The 18375-nt window shown below is 63.3% G+C and carries 21 protein-coding genes and 1 riboswitch; of the genes, 8 read left to right on the forward strand and 13 right to left on the reverse strand.

Annotated elements, in window-relative coordinates:
- From ACKI1H_RS15585 to ACKI1H_RS15595, 3 genes are all read right to left on the reverse strand, one after another.
- Positions 1-1068, reverse strand: a complete 1068-nt coding sequence (locus ACKI1H_RS15585) for a phosphotransferase family protein (protein ID WP_416746733.1) — start codon at positions 1066-1068, stop codon at positions 1-3.
- A gap of 333 nt (positions 1069-1401) precedes the next feature.
- Positions 1402-1713 carry an SCP2 sterol-binding domain-containing protein gene (locus tag ACKI1H_RS15590; RefSeq protein WP_081516542.1) on the reverse strand — a complete coding sequence of 104 codons (312 nt, stop codon included), beginning with the start codon at positions 1711-1713 and terminating at the stop codon, positions 1402-1404.
- Between the two features lie 58 nt (positions 1714-1771).
- Positions 1772-2482 (reverse strand): histidine phosphatase family protein, encoded by a 711-nt coding sequence (locus ACKI1H_RS15595; protein ID WP_440468785.1) that lies wholly within the window; start codon positions 2480-2482, stop codon positions 1772-1774.
- Positions 2483-2693: 211 nt separating this feature from the next.
- On the opposite strand from ACKI1H_RS15595, the gene sohB reads away from it, so the two are divergent.
- From sohB to ACKI1H_RS15610, 3 genes are all read left to right on the forward strand, one after another.
- Positions 2694-3722: a protease SohB gene (gene sohB / locus ACKI1H_RS15600; protein ID WP_440468786.1), complete on the forward strand. Its 1029-nt coding sequence runs from the start codon at positions 2694-2696 to the stop codon at positions 3720-3722.
- Positions 3723-3796: 74 nt separating this feature from the next.
- Entirely contained in the window at positions 3797-4789 is a 993-nt protein-coding gene (locus ACKI1H_RS15605; RefSeq protein ID WP_440468787.1) for a YhdH/YhfP family quinone oxidoreductase, read from the forward strand.
- A gap of 62 nt (positions 4790-4851) precedes the next feature.
- The gene (locus tag ACKI1H_RS15610; RefSeq protein ID WP_440468788.1) at positions 4852-5436 is read left to right on the forward strand and encodes a hypothetical protein; all 585 of its coding nucleotides are present in this window, start codon (positions 4852-4854) and stop codon (positions 5434-5436) included.
- A gap of 38 nt (positions 5437-5474) precedes the next feature.
- On the opposite strand, the gene ACKI1H_RS15615 is transcribed toward ACKI1H_RS15610, so the two are convergent.
- Both ACKI1H_RS15615 and ACKI1H_RS15620 read right to left on the reverse strand, forming a co-directional pair.
- Positions 5475-6329 (reverse strand): alpha/beta hydrolase family protein, encoded by an 855-nt coding sequence (locus ACKI1H_RS15615; protein WP_440468789.1) that lies wholly within the window; start codon positions 6327-6329, stop codon positions 5475-5477.
- An 11-nt stretch (positions 6330-6340) separates the two neighbouring features.
- Positions 6341-6778: a hotdog fold domain-containing protein gene (locus ACKI1H_RS15620; RefSeq protein WP_440468790.1), complete on the reverse strand. Its 438-nt coding sequence runs from the start codon at positions 6776-6778 to the stop codon at positions 6341-6343.
- Positions 6779-6901: 123 nt separating this feature from the next.
- Here ACKI1H_RS15620 and ACKI1H_RS15625 point away from each other — a divergent pair, with 123 nt between their 5' ends.
- Positions 6902-7480: a TetR/AcrR family transcriptional regulator gene (locus tag ACKI1H_RS15625; RefSeq protein ID WP_440468791.1), complete on the forward strand. Its 579-nt coding sequence runs from the start codon at positions 6902-6904 to the stop codon at positions 7478-7480.
- 179 nt (positions 7481-7659) lie between these two features.
- On the opposite strand, the gene ACKI1H_RS15630 is transcribed toward ACKI1H_RS15625, so the two are convergent.
- From ACKI1H_RS15630 to ACKI1H_RS15650, 5 genes are all read right to left on the reverse strand, one after another.
- Positions 7660-8163: a DUF934 domain-containing protein gene (locus ACKI1H_RS15630; protein ID WP_440468792.1), complete on the reverse strand. Its 504-nt coding sequence runs from the start codon at positions 8161-8163 to the stop codon at positions 7660-7662.
- Entirely contained in the window at positions 8147-9805 is a 1659-nt protein-coding gene (locus ACKI1H_RS15635) for a nitrite/sulfite reductase (protein ID WP_138525534.1), read from the reverse strand. The genes ACKI1H_RS15630 and ACKI1H_RS15635 overlap by 17 nt, the downstream gene beginning before the upstream one ends.
- A gap of 218 nt (positions 9806-10023) precedes the next feature.
- The gene (locus ACKI1H_RS15640; RefSeq protein WP_440468869.1) at positions 10024-10542 is read right to left on the reverse strand and encodes a PaaI family thioesterase; all 519 of its coding nucleotides are present in this window, start codon (positions 10540-10542) and stop codon (positions 10024-10026) included.
- Between the two features lie 315 nt (positions 10543-10857).
- Positions 10858-11073 (reverse strand): DUF2970 domain-containing protein, encoded by a 216-nt coding sequence (locus ACKI1H_RS15645; protein ID WP_440468793.1) that lies wholly within the window; start codon positions 11071-11073, stop codon positions 10858-10860.
- A gap of 48 nt (positions 11074-11121) precedes the next feature.
- Positions 11122-12447: an MATE family efflux transporter gene (locus ACKI1H_RS15650; RefSeq protein WP_440468794.1), complete on the reverse strand. Its 1326-nt coding sequence runs from the start codon at positions 12445-12447 to the stop codon at positions 11122-11124.
- Positions 12448-12677: 230 nt separating this feature from the next.
- Positions 12678-12765: riboswitch (cyclic di-GMP riboswitch) on the forward strand.
- A gap of 121 nt (positions 12766-12886) precedes the next feature.
- Here ACKI1H_RS15650 and ACKI1H_RS15655 point away from each other — a divergent pair.
- The 4 genes from ACKI1H_RS15655 to ACKI1H_RS15670 all read left to right on the forward strand — a co-directional run bounded on the left by ACKI1H_RS15655 (position 12887) and on the right by ACKI1H_RS15670 (position 14886).
- Positions 12887-13486 (forward strand): hypothetical protein, encoded by a 600-nt coding sequence (locus tag ACKI1H_RS15655; RefSeq protein WP_440468795.1) that lies wholly within the window; start codon positions 12887-12889, stop codon positions 13484-13486.
- Positions 13483-14013 carry a GTP-binding protein gene (locus ACKI1H_RS15660; RefSeq protein WP_138525539.1) on the forward strand — a complete coding sequence of 177 codons (531 nt, stop codon included), beginning with the start codon at positions 13483-13485 and terminating at the stop codon, positions 14011-14013. The genes ACKI1H_RS15655 and ACKI1H_RS15660 overlap by 4 nt, the downstream gene beginning before the upstream one ends.
- Before the next feature lie 31 nt (positions 14014-14044).
- Positions 14045-14455, forward strand: coding sequence for a roadblock/LC7 domain-containing protein (locus ACKI1H_RS15665; RefSeq protein WP_138525540.1), 411 nt, complete (start codon positions 14045-14047; stop codon positions 14453-14455).
- A gap of 71 nt (positions 14456-14526) precedes the next feature.
- The gene (locus ACKI1H_RS15670; protein ID WP_024763315.1) at positions 14527-14886 is read left to right on the forward strand and encodes a hypothetical protein; all 360 of its coding nucleotides are present in this window, start codon (positions 14527-14529) and stop codon (positions 14884-14886) included.
- Between the two features lie 72 nt (positions 14887-14958).
- Here ACKI1H_RS15670 and ACKI1H_RS15675 read toward each other — a convergent pair whose 3' ends face one another.
- From ACKI1H_RS15675 to ACKI1H_RS15685, 3 genes are all read right to left on the reverse strand, one after another.
- Complete coding sequence (locus ACKI1H_RS15675) at positions 14959-16320, reverse strand: FAD/NAD(P)-binding protein (protein WP_440468796.1); 1362 nt, start codon at positions 16318-16320, stop codon at positions 14959-14961.
- 169 nt (positions 16321-16489) lie between these two features.
- Positions 16490-16840, reverse strand: a complete 351-nt coding sequence (locus ACKI1H_RS15680; protein WP_138525543.1) for a 50S ribosome-binding protein YggL — start codon at positions 16838-16840, stop codon at positions 16490-16492.
- Positions 16841-16970: 130 nt separating this feature from the next.
- Positions 16971-18338, reverse strand: coding sequence for a fimbrial protein (locus ACKI1H_RS15685; RefSeq protein WP_440468797.1), 1368 nt, complete (start codon positions 18336-18338; stop codon positions 16971-16973).
- Between the last annotated feature and the right edge of the window lie 37 nt (positions 18339-18375).

Below are 18375 nucleotides of genomic sequence, written 5' to 3' on the forward strand. Positions count from 1 at the left end.
TTACAGGCGGGACTTGCCGATGACTTGCAGGCTCACCTGTTCCAGCAGCTTGTTGGCGTGGATGAAGGTGGCGAAGCGCTTGTCCTGGGTCTGGCCGTGGAAGAAGCGGTAGTAGATCTGCTGCATGATGCCGGCCAGGCGGAACAGGCCGTAGGTGTAGTAGTAATCCAGGTTGTCGATCTGGATGCCGGCGCGCTCGGCGTAGTAGTCGGCGAACTGCTGGCGGGTCAGCATGCCCGGCTCATGGCTGGGCTGGCGGCGCAGCATCTGCATCGGCTGCGGATCACCCGCTTCGATCCAGTAGGCGAGGGTGTTGCCCAGGTCCATCAGCGGGTCGCCGATGGTGGTCATCTCCCAGTCGAGCACGCCGATGATCTGCATCGGGTTGTTCGGGTCGAGGATGACGTTGTCGAAGCGGTAGTCGTTGTGGACGATGCCCGGCTTGTGATGATCGGCCGGCATCTTCTCGCGCAGCCACACCTTCACCTGCTCCCAGGCCGGTGCGTCGGGGGTCAGGGACTTCTCGTAGCGATCGATCCAGCCGCCGATCTGGCGCTGCACGTAGCCCTCGGGCTTGCCCAGGTCGCCCAGGCCGCAGGCGTTGTAGTCGACGTTGTGCAGGTCGACGAATTTGTCGATGAAGCTCTTGCACAGGGCGGTGGTCTTCTCGGCGTCGAGGTTCAGTTCCTTGGGCAGGTCGCTGCGCAGGATGATGCCGTTGACCCGCTCCATGACGTAGAACTCGGCGCCGATCACCGATTCGTCGGTGCAGTAGGCGTACGCCTTGGGGCAGTAGGGGAAGCCGTCCTTGAGCTGGTTCAGGATGCGGAACTCGCGCCCCATGTCGTGGGCCGACTTGGCCTTCTTGCCGAACGGCGGGCGGCGCAGGACCAGCTCCTGGTTGTCGTACTGGATCAGGTAAGTCAGGTTCGAGGCACCGCCGGGGAACTGGCTGATGCGCGGCTGACCCTGCAGGCCGGGGATGTGGTCCTTGAGGTAGCCGTCGATCACGGCGGCATCGAGTTCTTCGCCTTCGCGGGAGCGGATGGTCTGGTCGGTCAACGACATGCTGGTCCCTTTTTATCTAGGAGCTCGTCTTGTACTGGCTCGTACTGATCTCCCCGCGAAGCCTGGGGCTCGGTGCGAGGTGCGCGCAGGCCGGCGCCTGTTTCTTGCCCGGTGGGTCGTGGCAGGATCAGGCAAAGCAATGATGACGCCGGGTGATCATTGGCTAATCTAATGTCCGGCCCTGTCCGTCACAAGCACACAAAGCCCTTATTGGTATTCGTGTTGGGCCCCGATCAGGCTGCCTGATCCGGGCCTTGCAGCGGCGCGCGGGCATAAAAAAACCGGAGCCATGGACTCCGGTTTTTTGCGTCGCGCGGGGCGGTTGCCTCGGGCTCAGACCGGGAACAGTTCGCCCAGCTTCATTGCCAGCATCATGTCGCCTTCGGCGCGCAGCTTGCCAGCCATGAAGGCCTGCATGCCGTCGGTTTCGCCGCTGGTGATGCCCTTGAGGGTTTCGCTGTCCATGATCAGGGTGACGTTGGGGGACTCGGCGTCGCCCTGCACGACTTGGCAGGTGCCGTCCTTGACGACCAGGTAGTGGTTGTCGCCGTCTTCGATGTTGAACTGGAACACCAGATCCAGGCCGGCGGCCGCGCTGGCGTTGAACTTGCTCTGCATGGTGGAAACGATGTCAGCAACACTCATGGTTCTATTCCTTTTCTAGGTTTTCTCGCGCGACGTCGAGGTCGCATTGGGCCGGTTCTCAACGATAGGTGATGAGTTCCGGCGCCTTCAACAGTTCCAGATGCACGTGACTGTTGAAGGAAGCCAGGGCCACTTCGCTGCCGCGGAACTTCAGGCGGTTGAGCGAGGTGTTGACGATCTGCCAGTTGAGCTCGAAGGCGTTCAGCGCCGGAATGCCGGTCACCTGCTGGAGTACCGCGGTGATGGTGCCGCCGGAGGTGAAGACGCCGATTGTGTCCTTGCCGCTGGCCGACTCCAGCAGGCGCTTGAGGCCGCCGTGCACGGTGTCGAGGAATTCGGCCCAGCTGACCAGGCCATCCTTGTCATGGTCGCCGGACACCCAGCGGGCGATCACGTTGGAGAACAGGCGCTGGAACTCGGCGCGGTGATCGGCGGCATTGCGCATGATGTGCAGCGCCTGCGGCTCGATCTCGAGCAGGTCCGGCAGGTGCGCGCGGATCACCGCGTCGGCTTCGAATTCGTTGAAGGCGGAGTCGATTTCCAGGGCAGGCGTGGCGATCCCGGCTTCGTTCAGCCGACCCATCACCGCTTCGGCGGTGTGGCGCTGGCGGCGCAGGTCGCCGGCAACGCAGCGATCGAAGCGCAGGCCCAGGCTGGCCAGGTGTTCGCCAAGAATTTCCGCCTGGCGTACGCCGGTGGCCGAGAGCACATCGTAGTCATCGGCACCGAACGAAGCCTGGCCATGTCGAATCAGGTAGATGCTTCCCACGCGCAGTATCCCGGCAGGGCTGAAAGTTCCGGCGAGGTTATGAGGATCACCTGGGGCTGTCAACGAAAAAACATACGCTTGTTTGAATGGCATTCGCTGGACTGATACAGCGGTTTGCCAGCGCTGGTGGCGGGCCTGCGGCGTGGGTATGCTTGCGGGATTCACTGCGCTTGTCGTGCGTGCGCGAACAGAATTGTAAAAGGGGATGTGAGTGGAGTTTCTAGCGGATTACGCGGGTTTCCTGGCCAAGACCTTCACCGTGGTGGTGGCCATCGTCATCGTCCTGGTGGTGATCGCCGCGTTGCGCGGCCGCGGTCGCCGCGGCGGCAGCGGGCATCTTGAAGTTCACAAGCTCAACGACTTCTACAAGGAGCTGCGCGAGCGCCTGCAGCACAGCGTGCTGGAGAAAGCCAAGCTCAAGGCCTTGCGCAAGTCCGAGGCGAAAAGCCTGAAGGAAGCGAAAAAGAAGAAGGGCAGCGAAAAGAACCGCGTCTACGTGCTCGACTTCGATGGCGATATTAAGGCCTCCGCCACCGAGCAGCTGCGCCATGAAGTCACCGCGCTGCTGACCCTCGCCACGCCGCGCGACGAAGTGGTGCTGCGCCTGGAGAGCGGCGGCGGCATGGTTCATGGATATGGCCTTGCCGCTTCACAGCTGGCGCGCATCCGTCAGGCAGGCGTGCCGCTGACTGTCTGCGTGGACAAGGTCGCTGCCAGCGGCGGCTACATGATGGCGTGCATCGGCGAGCGCATTCTCTCCGCACCCTTCGCCATCCTGGGGTCCATTGGCGTCGTGGCGCAGTTGCCCAACATCCATCGCCTGCTGAAGAAGCACGACGTCGATTTCGAGGTGCTCACCGCCGGTGAGTACAAGCGCACCCTGACCGTGTTCGGCGAGAACACCGAGAAGGGCCGGGAGAAGTTCCAGGAAGACCTGGAAACCACCCACGAACTGTTCAAGCGCTTCGTCGTCCACTACCGGCCGCAACTGGCCATCGACGAAATCGCCACCGGCGAGGTCTGGCTGGGCCAGGCGGCGCTGGGCAAGAAGCTGGTCGACGAACTCAAGACCAGTGACGAATACCTGGCCGAACGCGCCCGCGAGGCGGATGTCTACCAGCTCAGCTACGTGCAGAAGAAGTCCATCCAGGAACGCTTCGGCGTCGGTGTCAGTGGCGTGATCGATCGCGTGCTGGTGACCTGGTGGGACCGTCTGGGCCGCAGCCGCTTCTGGCAATGATGCTTCTGGCAAAGATTGGGTGTCGGGCGCCGGGATAGCGCCCGTTTTAGCGAATTCGAAAGAGGAGGGTCGAGATGAGTGCATTCAAGGCGTTGTGGGTCACGGAGAGCGCACATGGCGTGTATGACCTGCAGGTGGCCGAGCGGCAGGTTGCCGATCTGCCGGCGGGTGAAGTGCTGGTACGGGTGAAGTATTCCTCGCTCAACTACAAGGATGCGCTGTCTGCCAGCGGTAACCGCGGCGTCACCCGCAAGTATCCGCACACCCCCGGCATCGATGCCGCCGGTGTAGTGGAGTCCTCCTCGGTGGGTGAGTTCGCCCCCGGCGATGAAGTCATCGTCACCGGCTACGACCTGGGCATGAACACGCCGGGTGGCTTCGGCCAGTACATCCGCGTACCCGCCGCCTGGTTGATCAAGCGCCCACAGGGCCTGTCGCTGCGCGAAGCGATGATCCTCGGCACCGCCGGCCTGACCGCCGCACTGTGCGTCGACAAGCTGGAGCGTGCCGGCGTCACGCCGTCCGCCGGGCCGATCCTGGTCACTGGCGCCACCGGTGGCGTGGGCAGCATCGCGGTAATGCTGCTGGCGCAACTGGGCTACACCGTGGCCGCCGCCACCGGCAAGCTGGAACAGGCCGAGCTGCTGAACCGCCTTGGCGCGCGACAGATCCTGGATCGAGCTACCGTTTCCGACGGCATCGACAAGCCGCTGCTGCGTGAGCAGTGGGCCGGTGCGGTGGACACCGTGGGCGGTGACATCCTGTTCAACGTGGTCAAGTCGCTGCAGTACGGCGGTAGCGTCGCCTGCTGCGGCCTGACCGCCGGTGCCGCCTTCAAGGCCACCGTGCTGCCGTTCATCCTGCGCGGCGTGAACCTGCTGGGCGTGGACTCGGTGGAGCTGCCGCTGGTGGTCAAGGCTTCCATGTGGGACAAGCTGTCCCTGCAATGGAAGCTCGACAACCTAGAAGCGGCAGTGCGCGAGGTCAAGCTCGACGACCTGCCGGCCGCCATTCACCAGATCCTCGCCGGCAAGCTGGTCGGCCGGGTGCTGGTCACGCTGGACTGAGATGGTGCACGGAGGAGCCTGCAAAGGGCTCCTTTATTCTTCTGGGGCAGGGAGGCCACGGAATGAGCTGGAAGACAGCGGTTATCGGCAGCGAAAGCCCGTCAAAAGAGCGGTTGGCCTGGGTGCTCTGCATGTATTTCACTCTGGGCATGTTCGGTTACGGAGCAATTACCGATTTTGTGCCCGCCCCCGTTTGGCAGTCCTTTGGTGCCTATATTGCCGCAGCTGTCACGGCCATCGTGCTACTTGTCTTCATTGTGAATCTGGCGCTGGGTCGAGTACCCCTGAAAGACAAGAACTCCTTCTGGCGCAAGTGGTTGGCCATTCTGGCGCTTCCGCCGATTCTGTACGTCGTTGTGTGGTTAGGAGTGGTAAGGGGGGCTGCTGATCTGTATTCGTGTTGGGTTGGGCGTGCGGCGCAGGTCGAAGCAGTTTTGACGAAAGAGCGCGTCCATAGTCGGCGAGCTTGCGACTACCGGCTCGTGGGGCCCTCGCTGCGTGCTGGTTGGCTCGATTACTTCTGTGTTCGCGCGGCGCAGTTCGATGCCTTACCGGCGACTGCTCTTTATCGGCTGGAGGGACGAGCATCGTCGTTGGGTTTCCATATCGACGAGATCAGGACTTCCAGCGGAGAGCTGGTCCGCTAGCCGCTGGGTGTCCTTCTGCGCTCATTGTCGCTTGAGCTTCAGCCCAGGTCCGGCAACAGGTAATCCGCCCACAGCGAATCGGCGAACTGGCTGCGGAAGAAGCCGAAGTGGCCGATGCGTTTCACGCCGATGTCTTCTGGTGCAATGCGCTTCAGGGTTTTTCGCGAGCCGCGGTAGAAACCGTGCAGTGATTCGGTATTACGCCCGGACATCATCTCGTCGTCGGTGAAGGAGATCGAGGTGATGGGCGTACTTACCGAGGAGTAGGCCTCGCGCACCGCGCCGCCTTCCGCGCCCACCGAGTACTCGGGGTTCAGGCACCAGCGCCGCCATTGCTCGATCACTCCGCGCGGCAGGTCGCCGACCACGCCCAGGCGCTTGCCGGGGAAGTAGCCCAGCACTGGCGTGATGGTCGGCGCCAGCAGGTACCAGAGCAGCCAGGCCTTGTGCCGCAGACCTTTGGTGTTCTCGCGCCAGTAGCCGCTGCCGGTGGCGATGGTGAAGGCGCGGTGGATGCGCTCGGTGCCGCGTACGAAGGGCAGTATCTGCCCGCCGAGGCTGTGACCGATCCAGAACACCGGCAGGTCGCCGGCGGCCTCGATCACGGCGTCGAGCATCGCACTGCAATCGTGGTTGCCCCAGGCCAGGATGTCGACGTCCAGGTCACGCAGGTGGCCGGCACGGGACTTGCCCATGCCGACGTAGTCGAAGGTCACGGTCAGGTAGCCGCGCTCGGCCAGCCAGTTGGCGAAGGCCGTGTAGAAACGCTGCTCGACGCCCATGGCGGGGACGATCAGCACCGCTCCGCGAGCTTCTCCGGGTGGGTAGTACCAGTGGCTGGACAGGCTGTGGCCGTCGCCATTGTCCAGTGGACGAGGAAGCGGGGTGATCATGGTGCGGTCCCTCAGGCCTGGCTGATGTACATGGTGATGTCGGCACGGAAGACCTTCTTGTCGCCGACGTAGGCGAGCACCGGGACGATGATGTCGCCTTCCTGGTCCCAGTCCACCGCACGGCCATCGGCCACAGTGCGTACGTCGCCGTCAGCCTTGGCCAGGTATTCCACCGTCATGCCACGGGGAATCCAGCGGCGTCCCTGGGGGATCGATACGTCGGTCAGGGTGCCGGCCGCCAGTTCAGCAGCGTTGCACAGGGCAATGGCGTGAACGGTGCCGATGTGGTTGAGCACTTCGCGGCGCTTGGGGAAGGTCACTTCCGCATAGCCGGGGCGCAGTTCGACGAACTGCGGGGCGATGCTGGCGAAGTAGGGAGCGACCTGGCCGATCATGGCGCTGAACTGCGTGGGGCCGGCCTGCTGGTACATTTGCATCATCTGACTCATGGCAACTCCGGGGCAAAGCGGATTGAAGATGGATGCGCGCCCAGGCAGTATACGAAGATTAGAAAGTAATTCTAGAAAAATATTCTAGAATTCTGTTCGAGCAGTTTTCACCACAGGAACCCCATGGCCCGAGCTTCCCGCAAAGACGACATTCTCCAGGCCGCGCTGGCCTGTTTCAGCGAGTCCGGTGTGGACGCCACCACCATCGAGATGATCCGCGACCGCTCCGGCGCCAGCATCGGCAGCCTCTATCACCATTACGGCAACAAGGAACGCATCATCGGTGCGCTGTACCTCACGGGTGTTGGCCAGTACGCGGCGCTGCTGGACGCTGGGATCGAGGAGGGAATGAGCGCGGAGGCCTGCGTGAAACTATTCGTCACCTGTTACGTCGATTGGGTGGCGGCCAACCCGGACTGGGCACGTTTCATCCTGCACAGCCGGGGCCGGGTCGAGGCGGGAGAGGTGGGCGAGGCGTTGCGCGAGGCCAACCGCGAGCAGGGTCGGCGTATCGCCGGGCTGCTTTCCGAGCACCGCAAGGCTGGTGCATTCAAGGAGCTCGCGGCGGAATTGTTCAACTCGGTGGTGATTGGTCCGAGCCAGGACTACGCGCGCAATTGGCTGGCCGGGCGGACGAAGGTGCACCTGATCGATTGCCGGGATCAGCTGGCGCAGATTGCCTGGGAGAGCGTGCGGGCCTGAGAGCTGTTGCAGGGGGCGTAGGGCGAATAACCTGGAACAGGTTATCCGCCGTCTTCTTGGTGGCGGATAACGCTGGCGCGTTATGCGCCCTACGAGAGCGTGCGCAGCTTCCGAATCTGCAGAAATGAAAAAGCCCCGCGGTGCGGGGCTTTTTCATGTCGCTGAAGCGATCGGCCGGATCAGGCCAGCTGGCGGCGACGGAACAGCGGTTGCGGCTGGGTCACCGAAGTCTGGTAGACCTCGCTGAAGTCATCCAGGCCGGCCAGCGCTGCTTGCGGGTCGCGGTCGGCGCGGATGGCGTAGGCGTCGAAGCCACAGCTCTGCATGAAGAACAGCTGGTCACGCAGGACATCGCCGATGGCGCGCACTTCACCCTGGTAGCCGAAGCGCTCGCGCAGCAGGCGTGCGGTGCTGAAACCGCGGCCATCGGTAAAGGCCGGGAAGTTCACGGCGATCACCTGGAACTTGTCCAGATCACCGGCGATGGCCTCGGGCTCTTCTTCCGCATCCAGCCACACGCCCAGACCACCGTCACGGCCGCGCAGCGCAGGGCCGTGTTCCAGCCACAGGTTCAGCGGGATGATCACGTCGTCGCAGTTGGGCACGGTCTCGAGGGTTGCGTCCTTGGGCAGCAGGTGCCAGCGGTCGTCGACGACCTCGCGGTTCTTAATGATTCGCTGCATATACGCGCTCCTTGAAGGGATCGATGCCGATGCGACGGTAGGTATCGAGGAAACGTTCCTCTTCGGTGCGCTGTTCCACGTAGACCTTGATGATCTTCTCGATCACGTCGGCCATCTGCTCCTGGGCGAAGGATGGGCCGAGGATCTGCGCCAGGCTGGCGTCTCGGCTGGCGCTACCGCCCAGGGAGACCTGGTAGAACTCCTCACCCTTCTTGTCCACACCGAGGATGCCGATGTGGCCGACGTGGTGGTGGCCGCAGGCGTTCATGCAGCCGGAGATGTTCAGGTCGATGGCGCCGATGTCGAACAGGTAGTCCAGGTCGTCGAAGCGACGCTGGATGGCTTCGGCCACCGGGATCGACTTGGCGTTGGCCAGGGAGCAGAAGTCACCGCCAGGGCAGCAGATCAGGTCGGTCAGCAGGCCCACGTTCGGGGTGGCGAAACCGTTCTCGCGCAGTTCGCCCCAGAGGGTGAACAGCTGCGCCTGTTCGACGTCGGCGAGGATGATGTTCTGGTTATGGCTGTTGCGCACTTCGCCGAAGCTGTAGCGGTCGGCCAGGTCGGCGACCACGTCCAGCTGCTTGTCGGTGATGTCGCCGGGCGCAACGCCCGTGGGCTTGAGCGACAGGGTCACGGCGACGTAGCCGGGCTTCTTGTGGGCGAAGGTGTTGCGGGTGCGCCAGCGGGCGAAGCCGGGGTTCTCGGCGTCGAGCTGGGCGAGGGCGGCGTCCTGGTTCTCCAGGGCCTGGTAGGCCGGGTCGACGAAGTGCGCGGCCACGCGCTGCAATTCGGCGTCGGTCAGGGTGCTCGGGCCATCCTTCAGGTTCGCCCATTCGGCGTCGACCTTCTGGGCGAAGACTTCCGGCGTCAGCGCTTTCACCAGGATCTTGATGCGCGCCTTGTACTTGTTGTCCCGACGGCCATAGCGGTTGTACACGCGCAGGATGGCGTCCAGGTAGGACAGCAGGTGTTTCCACGGCAGGAATTCATTGATGAAGTTGCCGACGATCGGGGTACGGCCCAGGCCGCCGCCGACGGAAACGCGGAAGCCCAGCTCGCCGGCTTCGTTCTGCACCGCTTCCAGGCCGATGTCGTGCACCTCAATGGCGGCGCGGTCGCTCACGGCGCCGTTGACGGCAATCTTGAACTTGCGCGGCAGGTGGGCGAATTCGGGGTGGAAGGTCGACCACTGGCGGATGATCTCGCACCAGGGGCGCGGATCGACCAGTTCGTCATGGGCGACGCCGGCGAACTGGTCGGTGGTGGTGTTGCGGATGCAGTTGCCGCTGGTCTGGATCGCGTGCATCTGCACGGTGGCCAGCTCCGCGAGGATTTCCGGCACGTCTTCCAGTTCCGGCCAGTTGTACTGGACGTTCTGGCGGGTGCTGATGTGCGCGTAGCCCTTGTCGTAGTCGCGGGCGATCTGCGCCAGCTTGCGAACCTGCTGGGAGTTCAGCAGGCCGTAAGGCACAGCCACTCGCAGCATGGGCGCGTAGCGCTGGATGTACAGGCCATTCTGCAGACGCAGCGGGCGGAATTCCTCGCCGGTCAGTTCGCCCGCCAGGTAACGGTGGGTCTGATCGCGGAACTGCTTGACGCGATCCTCTACGATCCTCTGATCGTATTCGTCATATACGTACATGAATCATCCTGCTGTCAGGCTATAGCGCTCAGGGCGTATTGCGTTTCCCAGCGCGCACGGCAACGCGCTCCACGCGGAGTGGGGCGCACGATACCAGTTCAGGAATATGCGCAAAAGTGATGTTTGAGTATATGGCGAGAACTTTCCGATCTAAGCCGCGCCAGGCCTGAAACACAGGCGTGGCGGCGGCTTGCGCGGCCATCGGTGTACCGCTGCGCTTAGCACTTTTTATGCGGTGATCGGGCTTCGCGCCCGTGGGCGGCGTCGCGCAGTTGCGAGGTGTCGACACGAACGAAGATCGAGTCGCCGACGCAGGTCAGCACGTCGCCGGCATAGACCTCGCAGATGATCCGGCTCTTGCGGCCGACTTCGCCCTCGACGTAGGCCTTGAGGGTCAGCGGTACGCCCATGGGCGTCGGCTTGATGTACTTGATGCCCAGGTTGCCGGTGACGCAGTCGATGCGCGGCAGGCTGCCCGGCTCGCGGCCTTCGGCGCGATAGTGGTAGGCCATGGCGGTCCAGTTCGAGTGGCAGTCCACCAGCATGGCGATCAGGCCGCCGTAGACCAGCTCCGGCCAGCCGCAGTACTTGGCTTCGGGCAGGTGCTCGGCGATGACGTGGATGCCGTCCTCGTGCCAGCGGCTCTTGATGTGCAGTCCGTGCGGGTTGCTGCCTCCGCAGCCGTAGCAGACGCCTTCCGGCGCGACAGTGTCTTGCAGTGAGTCCACGTGCTTAATCCACTCGCTTGTTCTTATGGAGCCAGCAGCCTAACGGCATTTGCGCGGCGACGGAAAGGGGCGGTTCCTTGAGCAGCGGGCAGGGCTGGTCTTAACTCTTGCCTGTGGTCCTTCAGCCAATAACGAGAAGATGGGGGAAACATGAGCGAAGAGTCGTCCAACAAGACCAGCGACAGTGTCGTCGATGCCCGCGCCGCATTCATCCTGATCCTGCTGGTGGTCGCGACCGCGGTGTTTTGGGTCAGCCACCAGTGACAGCGGTGCCGGCGGGTCGTCCTGCGGCCCGCCCGGTACCTCATCCTTCGCCCGGCTTATCTACAGCCCGGCGAAATGCAGCACCAACTGCACCAGCCCGTAGAGCAGCAACACGAAGACCAGCGTGAAGAGAATGCCCATGGCGATGAAATGACTGGGCTTGCCGTGGGTGAAGTCGCGCGCGCGATTGCGTCCGCTCTGTACGCCGAAGGCCGCGGCCAGCACGCTTTGGAGCATCTGCCAGAAGGTCGGCGGCTTGTTCTGTTGCTCGTCCATCGTTGGTCCTCCTTTTGCCTGCAAGACTAGCTCCTGAGGGCGCGAGCGCTAGAGTTCGATCTGCGTCCACTGGCGTTTCTGCCACATCACCGCGAAGATCGCCGAGGCCAGTCCGCGCTGGAGAATCTGCATGCTCCAGATTGCCAGCAGCCCGCCGCCCAGCACCGGGCCGACCAGGTAGGCCAGGGGCAGGAAGAACAGCCACTGGTTGCCGAGGCTCACTGCCATCACCGTGCGTACGGCGCCCGCGCCGAGCAGCGCCTGGGTCAGCACCAGCGCCGTGGCGTCGATCACCATGCCCATGCCGGTGAGCATCAGCGGCACCCGGCCCAGTTCGATCAGCGCAGGATCGCTGACGAACAATTGCAGGATGGCCTCAGGGAAAATCCAGAACGGCGCGCCCAGCAGCGCCAGGCCGCAGGCTGCCACCTTCACCACGTCCCAGCCCCAGCGGTGCGCGCTGTCGAAGTCGCGCTCGCCCATGCTCTGGCTGACCAGGGTGGTCGCAGCCATACCCAGGCCGACGCCGGGGAGAATCAGGAACAGCGCCAGGTTGATCAGTACGTGGGCCACCGCCAGCTCGCGGGTGCCGACCTGGGCGATGATCCAGAACAGCAGGGTGATGCCGGCGGCGAAGAAGAACTGCTGCAGCGAGTTGGGCAGCGACAGGCGTAGCAGGGTGCGAACGTCGCGTTCGCTGGGCAGGCGCGCACGCAAGCCCTGGGCGCGGGCGTCGCGCCAGGTGATCCAGGCGTAGATCAGGGAGCCGATGTACAGTGCCAGTGTCGTGCCCAGGCCGCTGCCAACGGCGCCCATTTGCGGCAGGCCGAACAAGCCGTGGATCAGGCTGTAGCTGATCGCTGCGTTGGCCAGGTGCATCACCACCAGGGTACGCATGTACATGCCTGAGCGCCGGGTGCCGTTCCAGTAGCCGCGGAAGGAGAAGTTCAGTCCGACGGCGAGTACCGACAGTGCGCGCCATTCGAAGTAGGGGATGCCGACCGCGAGTACTTCGGGGTCGCTGGACAGAGCTCGGACGATAGGCTCGGCGAACAGCAGGCAGATCAGCGTGATTGGCAGTGACAGCCCCAGCGCTACCAGAAGCCCGCAATTCAGCGGCGCGGCCAATTCATCGTTGCGGCCTTCGCCGCGGCGGCGCGCAACCAGCGCCTGTACGCCGGCGCCCAGGCCCATCACCAGGGAGATGGCGACGAAGTTGGCGTAACTGCCGATGCCGACTCCGGCCAGGGACTTTTCTCCGAGGTGCCCGACCATCGCCGCATCCACCAGGTTGAGCAGGCTCTGGCTGAGCATCCCGCCGATGATCGGCAGGCCCAGGCTGAGAATATTCTGGAACCGCTGGCGCTCTAGCATGGCGTCTCTGGGCAGTGAGCTCCGGCTTTGTGTGGACGTCCAGCGGGCCCGTGCCGGTAGGGCGCCACTGTGGAAATCCTAGCTGATCCGTCCGGTCCCCGCCCCCCATTCAGAACGTAATGTGCCTACGAATACTGCGAAGTTGGCCCGGCGATATTTCCGATATTTGTGTGAGGTGTATCACGTTTTTTCGCCTTGGCGAACGCAGGCGGCGTACTACGCTGAGATTCAATTGACCAGGGCAAACCTGTGCGAAAGCCAGGGACGCAAAGCCACCGATCTACAGCCCGTAAGGGCCATGACCGCGGGGTTGCCAAGCAGGTCGGACGTTCGTCCGCACCTTCTGCGAGCTTGCGCTCGGCATCTTCCAACGTCCCGGTGAGCCTCCTGATCAACCCGTGCAGGTTGATGGTGTTTGTTGGCCAAAGGGAGCGCGCCGATGAATCAGCCGTACCAGCTTCAATACACCTACGGGTTCGCCCGCATGGCGTTGCGAGATCAGGTGGTTTTCAAATCCATTGTCGGCCTGCTCAGCGGGCGCACACTGGCGAACTGGGCATACGTCGACGGCCCGGCCGATCTGCTGGTGGAGGGTGAGGAGGGCGCGCCGCGCGTCCAGTTGCGCACCGCCGAGGGCGAGCCTTTCTGGGTGCACTGGCCGCTGCGCGCCAGTGAAGTCTTCGACTGTCTTGAGCGCGCCGCCCGTGCCATTGGCCAGCGACCCATAGAGGCGCTTGGCGCCACGCTACGCCTGAAGCACTGGCCAGCAGCCTCCCTGCTCCAGGGAGATCATCGCTACGTACGCCTGGCCACGTTGCTCTGTGCCCGGACCATGAGCCTGGACGAGTTATGCGAGCGCTCCGGCGTGCCGCGCACGGTGGCGGAGAGCTTTGTCCGCCTGATGGCCGCGCAGGAGATGCTTCAACACAGTCAGGCCATTCCCGTCGCAGCTGCGCAGCCAACTGCTGCTCCCATTGGCCTGCTGGCACGTATCCGCCGTCACTTGGGCCTGGGCGGGGCGGTGGAGGCCAGCCGATGAGGGAATACAAGATCCTCTTCACCGGCACCATGGGCGCCGGCAAGACCACCGCCATTGCCGCGATCAGCGATATCGACCCGGTCAGCACCGACGTACAGAACAACGATCCCAGCCTGGACAAGGCGCGCACCACGGTCGGCCTGGACTACGGCGAAGTGGTTCTTGGCCCGGACGAGCGCCTGCGCCTGTATGGCACTCCCGGTCAGGCCCGCTTCGCCTTCATGTGGGGAATCCTTGCCCGCGGCGCGCTCGGCCTGGTGATCCTGATCGACAACTCACGGCCTGATCCGCTGGGGGACCTGCGCGTCTACCTCGACGGTTTCGCCGATTGCATCGCCCAGGCGCCCTGCGTGGTCGGCGTCGGCCGCTTGCCGGGCAACCCCAGCCCCAGCCTGGACGACTACGCCGCTGCCTTGGCACAGGCCGGGTATGCCTTCCCGGTGGTGGAAGTGGATGTACGCGAAGCAGAGCAGGTGCGACTGCTGCTCGACCTGCTCCTGCTGCAACTGGAATGCACGGCAGCCTGAGGCTGAATTTTGCAATCGATTGGAGTCGACCATGGAACCTGTCCTGATGGGCCTGCCGGAAAGACTGCGTCGCGACGCCGAGCTGGCGCTGGACGAACTGGGCGACAGCCTGGGCCGTCTGAGCGCGGCGGTGATCGCCACGACTGACGGTTTTGAAGTGGCCTCCCGTGCCGGCAAGGGGCTGGAGGTTTCCAAGCTGGCGGCCATGGCCTGCTCGATCTCGGCCCTCGGCGCGATGGTGGGCCAGGAGAGTGAAGTCGGGCCGCACCAGAACGTGATAGTCGAAGCGAGCGAAGGCTACATCGTCATCGTCGACATCCCGCACCCGAGCCACCCGATGATCCTCAACCTGGTCGCCGACCGCGAGGAGATGTTGGGCCAGGTGCTCTACCAGGCAAAGCGAACCGCAACTCGGCTGGCGGATGTTTCGCTGGCCGGCTGAGACAAAAGGCATCGCGGCGCGCGCGGCCGCGGGGCCCCTATAACAGGACGCGCACTCAAGGAGTAATCGCTATGGCAGCACTGCAACAATCGCTGGACGAACTGCTGAACCTGGATGGTGCCCTGGCGTCGGCCGTGGTGGATGCCAAGAGCGGCATGCTGCTCGGGCAGGCCGGTGGTGGCGTGGACCTGGAACTGGCCGCGGCGGGCAATACCGAAGTAGTCCGTGCCAAGCTCAAGACCATGAAGTCGCTGGCGCTCAATGATGTGATCGAGGACATCCTCATCACCCTCGGCCGGCAGTACCACATCATCCGCCCGATGGCGAAGCATGAGGGCGTGTTCATGTACTACGTGCTGGACAAGGTGAAAGCGAACCTGGCGCTGGCGCGGCGCAAGTTGCAGGAGGTGGAGGGGCAGATGGCGATCTGAGGCGGGCAGGCAGGAGGCTTCTGCCCGTTCCCTGATGTGCAACCCGCTGGCCCGACACGGGCCAGCTTCGTTTCAGCTGAGCAGGAGTTGCGCCAACTGCGCGGCATGGCCGCGCAATTCCGGGACCGCAGTGGCCTCCCAGTGGCTGGCGCGCAGCATCGGGCTGAGGAGGTACAGATCAGGATGGACAACGCCTCGGGCATTGCGCAAGCGATAGTGGGCGTCGGTTTCGAGTCCCAGTTGCTGGCTGTCCTGACAAATGACTCCGCGGTCGAGCAAGCCGCAGAGCAGGGGCTCGCTGACGGTGCGCAGGTTGGTACAGGGGCCGGTGCAGTTGATCAGGTAGTCAAAGTGCTGCGCGGCTGATTGCGACGCGCCTCTGGGGCGGATGTCGAGCAAGATGCCTTGCGCATTGGCGCTCGCTGCAATGACCCGGCCAGCCTGGATTCGCAGTTGCCCACTGTCGCGCAGGTCGTTGATCCGTTGCGCTACCGGTGGCGCGGCGCGGTGGCGATGAACGTCCCAGTAAGGCTGCAGATGGCGCAGGAAGCGGTCACGTTCCTTGTCGTTTAGTGCTTGCCAGAGCTGTGGTGTTGCCGGGCGCAAGGCGGCGATCACGTCGCGCCAGTCGTGGCCGTCCTCTGTGGCCTGACGAATCAGGCTTCGCAGTCGGCGCAACCGTTCGTTCAGTTCCATCTGGTCGAGGAAGGTCGTTGGGAGCTCGGGCAGCACGGGGTGGCTGGTATTGTCGCGGTGCGCCTGAGGTAGCAGGGATCGGCGCGACAGCGCCAGCAGCGAGCCGCGATGGCCTTGGTCCTGCAGGGCGAGGGCCATGTCGTACATGGTTAGCCCGGTACCCAGCAGCAGGATTCTGGCGTCGGACGGAATGCTCTCCAGCACGCCAGGGGCCCAGGGGTCGCGCAGGTAGCGCGGATCGCTTTCGAGCGCTTTCAGAGGGGCTGGGGTGGCGGGGGCGAAGTTGCCGGTGGCGATGACTACCTTGCGGCTGTCCAGATGCTGGCCGTTATCCAGCAGCAGGTGCAGGTAATCCCCCTGCTCGTTCAGCTCCAGTACTTGTTCGCACAGACTGCTAAAGCGTACTCCCGGTGCGGCTTCGGCTATCGCCTGGCCGAGGCGGTCCTGCAGGTAGTCGCCGTAGAAACGTCGCGGCAGGAAGTCTCCGGGGTTCGCCTCGGGCATCTGCCGGCGAGCGAAGTCGAGAAAGTCCGAAGGCTGGTCGGGGAACAGGCTCATGCGCTCGGCGGGCACATTGAGGATGTGGCTGGCGGAACGGGTGCCGTAGGCGAGACCGCGGGCCAGCCGCCCGGAGCGATTGATCAGGCTGAGGCGCAGCGGCCCCTTGGCGTTGCGAAGCAACTGGATGGCCAGCGCTGTACCGCAAAAACCGCTGCCGATGATGGCGATGTGTTCCATGCAACCCGCTCCCTGTTTCGGACCGGGGCAGGGTCGCAGAGCGAGGCGTGACTGGCAACCGGGGGGCCGCGGAAATCTTGGCCCAGGTCAAACGAGTCCGATGCGCGAACTGGGTAAATGCCGGGGAAATAACAGAAAGGCGACTTTGGGGTCGCCTTTCTGTCGGGACTTACTCGAACAGGCCGTGCCAGCAGTCGCTCAGATCGCCCAGTTCGAAGGACTTGGCCCAGGATTGCTTTTCCAGCCACAGGCGGGTGGTTTCGCGGTCGGCTTCGGTCAGGCTGCCGACGGCGTTCAGGCACAGATAGCCGGTGAACTCACCGTCTTCGGTAGCGCCGCCGACGAAGACCCAGCCCTCGGACTCGACGAACGCGATCCACTGATCGAGCACGTCATCCAGGTCGCCGGTGTAGTTCACTTCCAGGCTGAAGCCGAACTCCTGGAACTCGCCCAGGCGCAGTTTCTTCAGCAGGCGGCGTTTGCGCGGTTTGGCCATTTGTTCAGGGGTGAGGTATTTCATGGGGGCTCCTTGGAATTCGTGGATCCGGCGTCGTGCCCAGATCGGCGACAGCCAGCCCGTCATGCTATCACTTGTTGGCTCGACCTCGTCATGGATCACCGTGCCGGGCGCCGTCGCTGATCATCACTCCTCAGAGATAGAACACGGTCAGTTGAGCCGTTCCTCTCACCTTTCCTCCTGTTACTTGGGCAGCAGTGCCGGTCCGGTAGTAGGAGACGTTCATCTTGATTGGCAATGTCGTGTTGCCTGATGTCGGGTTGTAATCCGGGACGGTGTAACTGGAATCGCCGAAGCTTATAGGCGCTGTATTGGCTTCGTTGGTGATCCGTAGGCCAACGCCTTGCGCCATGTCAGCGCCCGAGGCGTTCTGGAAGGTGCCGTCGGTTGCGCTGATGATGGTACCGATGGGATCGAGTTGGTACCTGATGCTGTTCATGCCGGCCGGGCAGTTCTGCAAGGTGAACTGGAAAGGTTTAGTCCTGACGCTGGTTGCATTGGCGAAGTCGCTTATTCTCGCCGTATCCAGGATGACGTCGGCCCCGACCGCGGTGCAGCTCAAGGCCTGAAATGTCACGGGACCGATGACGTAGTTGCGGCTGCCGACGGCGGTGGAGAAGGTCCCATCGACTACCTCCGCGGAGTTGGTCATCGTGAAGGTCGGCACTGTTCCGGCTGTGATCCTGCCTGTCTGGATCAGACGAAACTTCAGCTGGGCACCAAACGAATAACTGCTCGATTGCAGGTTGTAGCACCACCGATAACTGTATGGGGTCGTACCTGACCCGGTAGCCCAAGGATACCAACCATTGACGCCACCGTTCTGCTCGCAGTAGTTGCCGCTGGTATAGAAGCGAAATCCGTAGACGATCCCAACGCCCGGTACGCTGGTATTGAAAACCTTGTACGTAATGCCGCCTTCGCTGTAGTTCCCGGCCTGCGCCATGGTCGGGAATTTGATGCCTATGCCCCCCTGCGTGCTGTTACTGAGCGTGCAGGTGTAGATGTTGGTTGCCGCTTCTCCTGTGACCCAGTTCGAAAGGGGCACCATCGAAGCACTGTTGTCGCGGGGAACGGTTATGGGGCTGGGAAAGTTAAAGGTTTCCGCTCCTGTGCCGTTGAAGGTGCACGTTACGGCGGCCAGGGCGTTCTGGCCCCATAGCCCCATGGCGAGCAACAGAGTACCGCTTGCCCTACGTGACCACGATTCGCCGAAGGTATGTCGGCGGGTAAGTTGCCTTGGGTTCATGTTGATTCTCCTGCGCGTATTCCTGCGAAATGGATAGCCGATGCGTTTGAATCGATAACAAATGCATTGGTTGGCGCTCGCTCCCTGGGGCCGGCGCTGACTTCGGGAGAGTCCGGCAACGACTTCAATCCGGAGATGATTACCGGAGTACTCGTTCGCGGTCTGTCTGAGAAGTAATCCCGCATGTAGGGAAAATTCCCGAAGTTGTCCCGTTTCTGGTGTGGTTGAGTTTTCTCGATAGTGCTGTGTCATGGCTGCTCCTTCCACTGGCTCCGGGTTGGCAAAAGCG

Source organism: Pseudomonas sp. YH-1 (assembly GCF_051990045.1).
Lineage (GTDB): Bacteria > Pseudomonadota > Gammaproteobacteria > Pseudomonadales > Pseudomonadaceae > Pseudomonas > Pseudomonas nicosulfuronedens.

Bases quoted from the DNA above. Each gene is read 5' to 3' on its own strand.
- ACKI1H_RS15645 (WP_440468793.1), bottom strand. From the start codon at position 11,073: ATGGACGAGCAACAGAACAAGCCGCCGACCTTCTGGCAGATGCTCCAA.
- ACKI1H_RS15660 (WP_138525539.1), top strand. From the start codon at position 13,483: ATGAGGGAATACAAGATCCTCTTCACCGGCACCATGGGCGCCGGCAAG.
- ACKI1H_RS15605 (WP_440468787.1), top strand. From the start codon at position 3,797: ATGAGTGCATTCAAGGCGTTGTGGGTCACGGAGAGCGCACATGGCGTG.
- ACKI1H_RS15610 (WP_440468788.1), top strand. From the start codon at position 4,852: ATGAGCTGGAAGACAGCGGTTATCGGCAGCGAAAGCCCGTCAAAAGAG.
- ACKI1H_RS15615 (WP_440468789.1), bottom strand. From the start codon at position 6,329: ATGATCACCCCGCTTCCTCGTCCACTGGACAATGGCGACGGCCACAGC.
- ACKI1H_RS15685 (WP_440468797.1), bottom strand. From the start codon at position 18,338: ATGACACAGCACTATCGAGAAAACTCAACCACACCAGAAACGGGACAA.
- ACKI1H_RS15665 (WP_138525540.1), top strand. From the start codon at position 14,045: ATGGAACCTGTCCTGATGGGCCTGCCGGAAAGACTGCGTCGCGACGCC.
- ACKI1H_RS15675 (WP_440468796.1), bottom strand. From the start codon at position 16,320: ATGGAACACATCGCCATCATCGGCAGCGGTTTTTGCGGTACAGCGCTG.
- ACKI1H_RS15625 (WP_440468791.1), top strand. From the start codon at position 6,902: ATGGCCCGAGCTTCCCGCAAAGACGACATTCTCCAGGCCGCGCTGGCC.
- ACKI1H_RS15590 (WP_081516542.1), bottom strand. From the start codon at position 1,713: ATGAGTGTTGCTGACATCGTTTCCACCATGCAGAGCAAGTTCAACGCC.
- ACKI1H_RS15585 (WP_416746733.1), bottom strand. From the start codon at position 1,068: ATGTCGTTGACCGACCAGACCATCCGCTCCCGCGAAGGCGAAGAACTC.
- ACKI1H_RS15670 (WP_024763315.1), top strand. From the start codon at position 14,527: ATGGCAGCACTGCAACAATCGCTGGACGAACTGCTGAACCTGGATGGT.
- ACKI1H_RS15650 (WP_440468794.1), bottom strand. From the start codon at position 12,447: ATGCTAGAGCGCCAGCGGTTCCAGAATATTCTCAGCCTGGGCCTGCCG.
- ACKI1H_RS15620 (WP_440468790.1), bottom strand. From the start codon at position 6,778: ATGAGTCAGATGATGCAAATGTACCAGCAGGCCGGCCCCACGCAGTTC.
- ACKI1H_RS15635 (WP_138525534.1), bottom strand. From the start codon at position 9,805: ATGTACGTATATGACGAATACGATCAGAGGATCGTAGAGGATCGCGTC.
- ACKI1H_RS15630 (WP_440468792.1), bottom strand. From the start codon at position 8,163: ATGCAGCGAATCATTAAGAACCGCGAGGTCGTCGACGACCGCTGGCAC.
- ACKI1H_RS15655 (WP_440468795.1), top strand. From the start codon at position 12,887: ATGAATCAGCCGTACCAGCTTCAATACACCTACGGGTTCGCCCGCATG.
- ACKI1H_RS15680 (WP_138525543.1), bottom strand. From the start codon at position 16,840: ATGAAATACCTCACCCCTGAACAAATGGCCAAACCGCGCAAACGCCGC.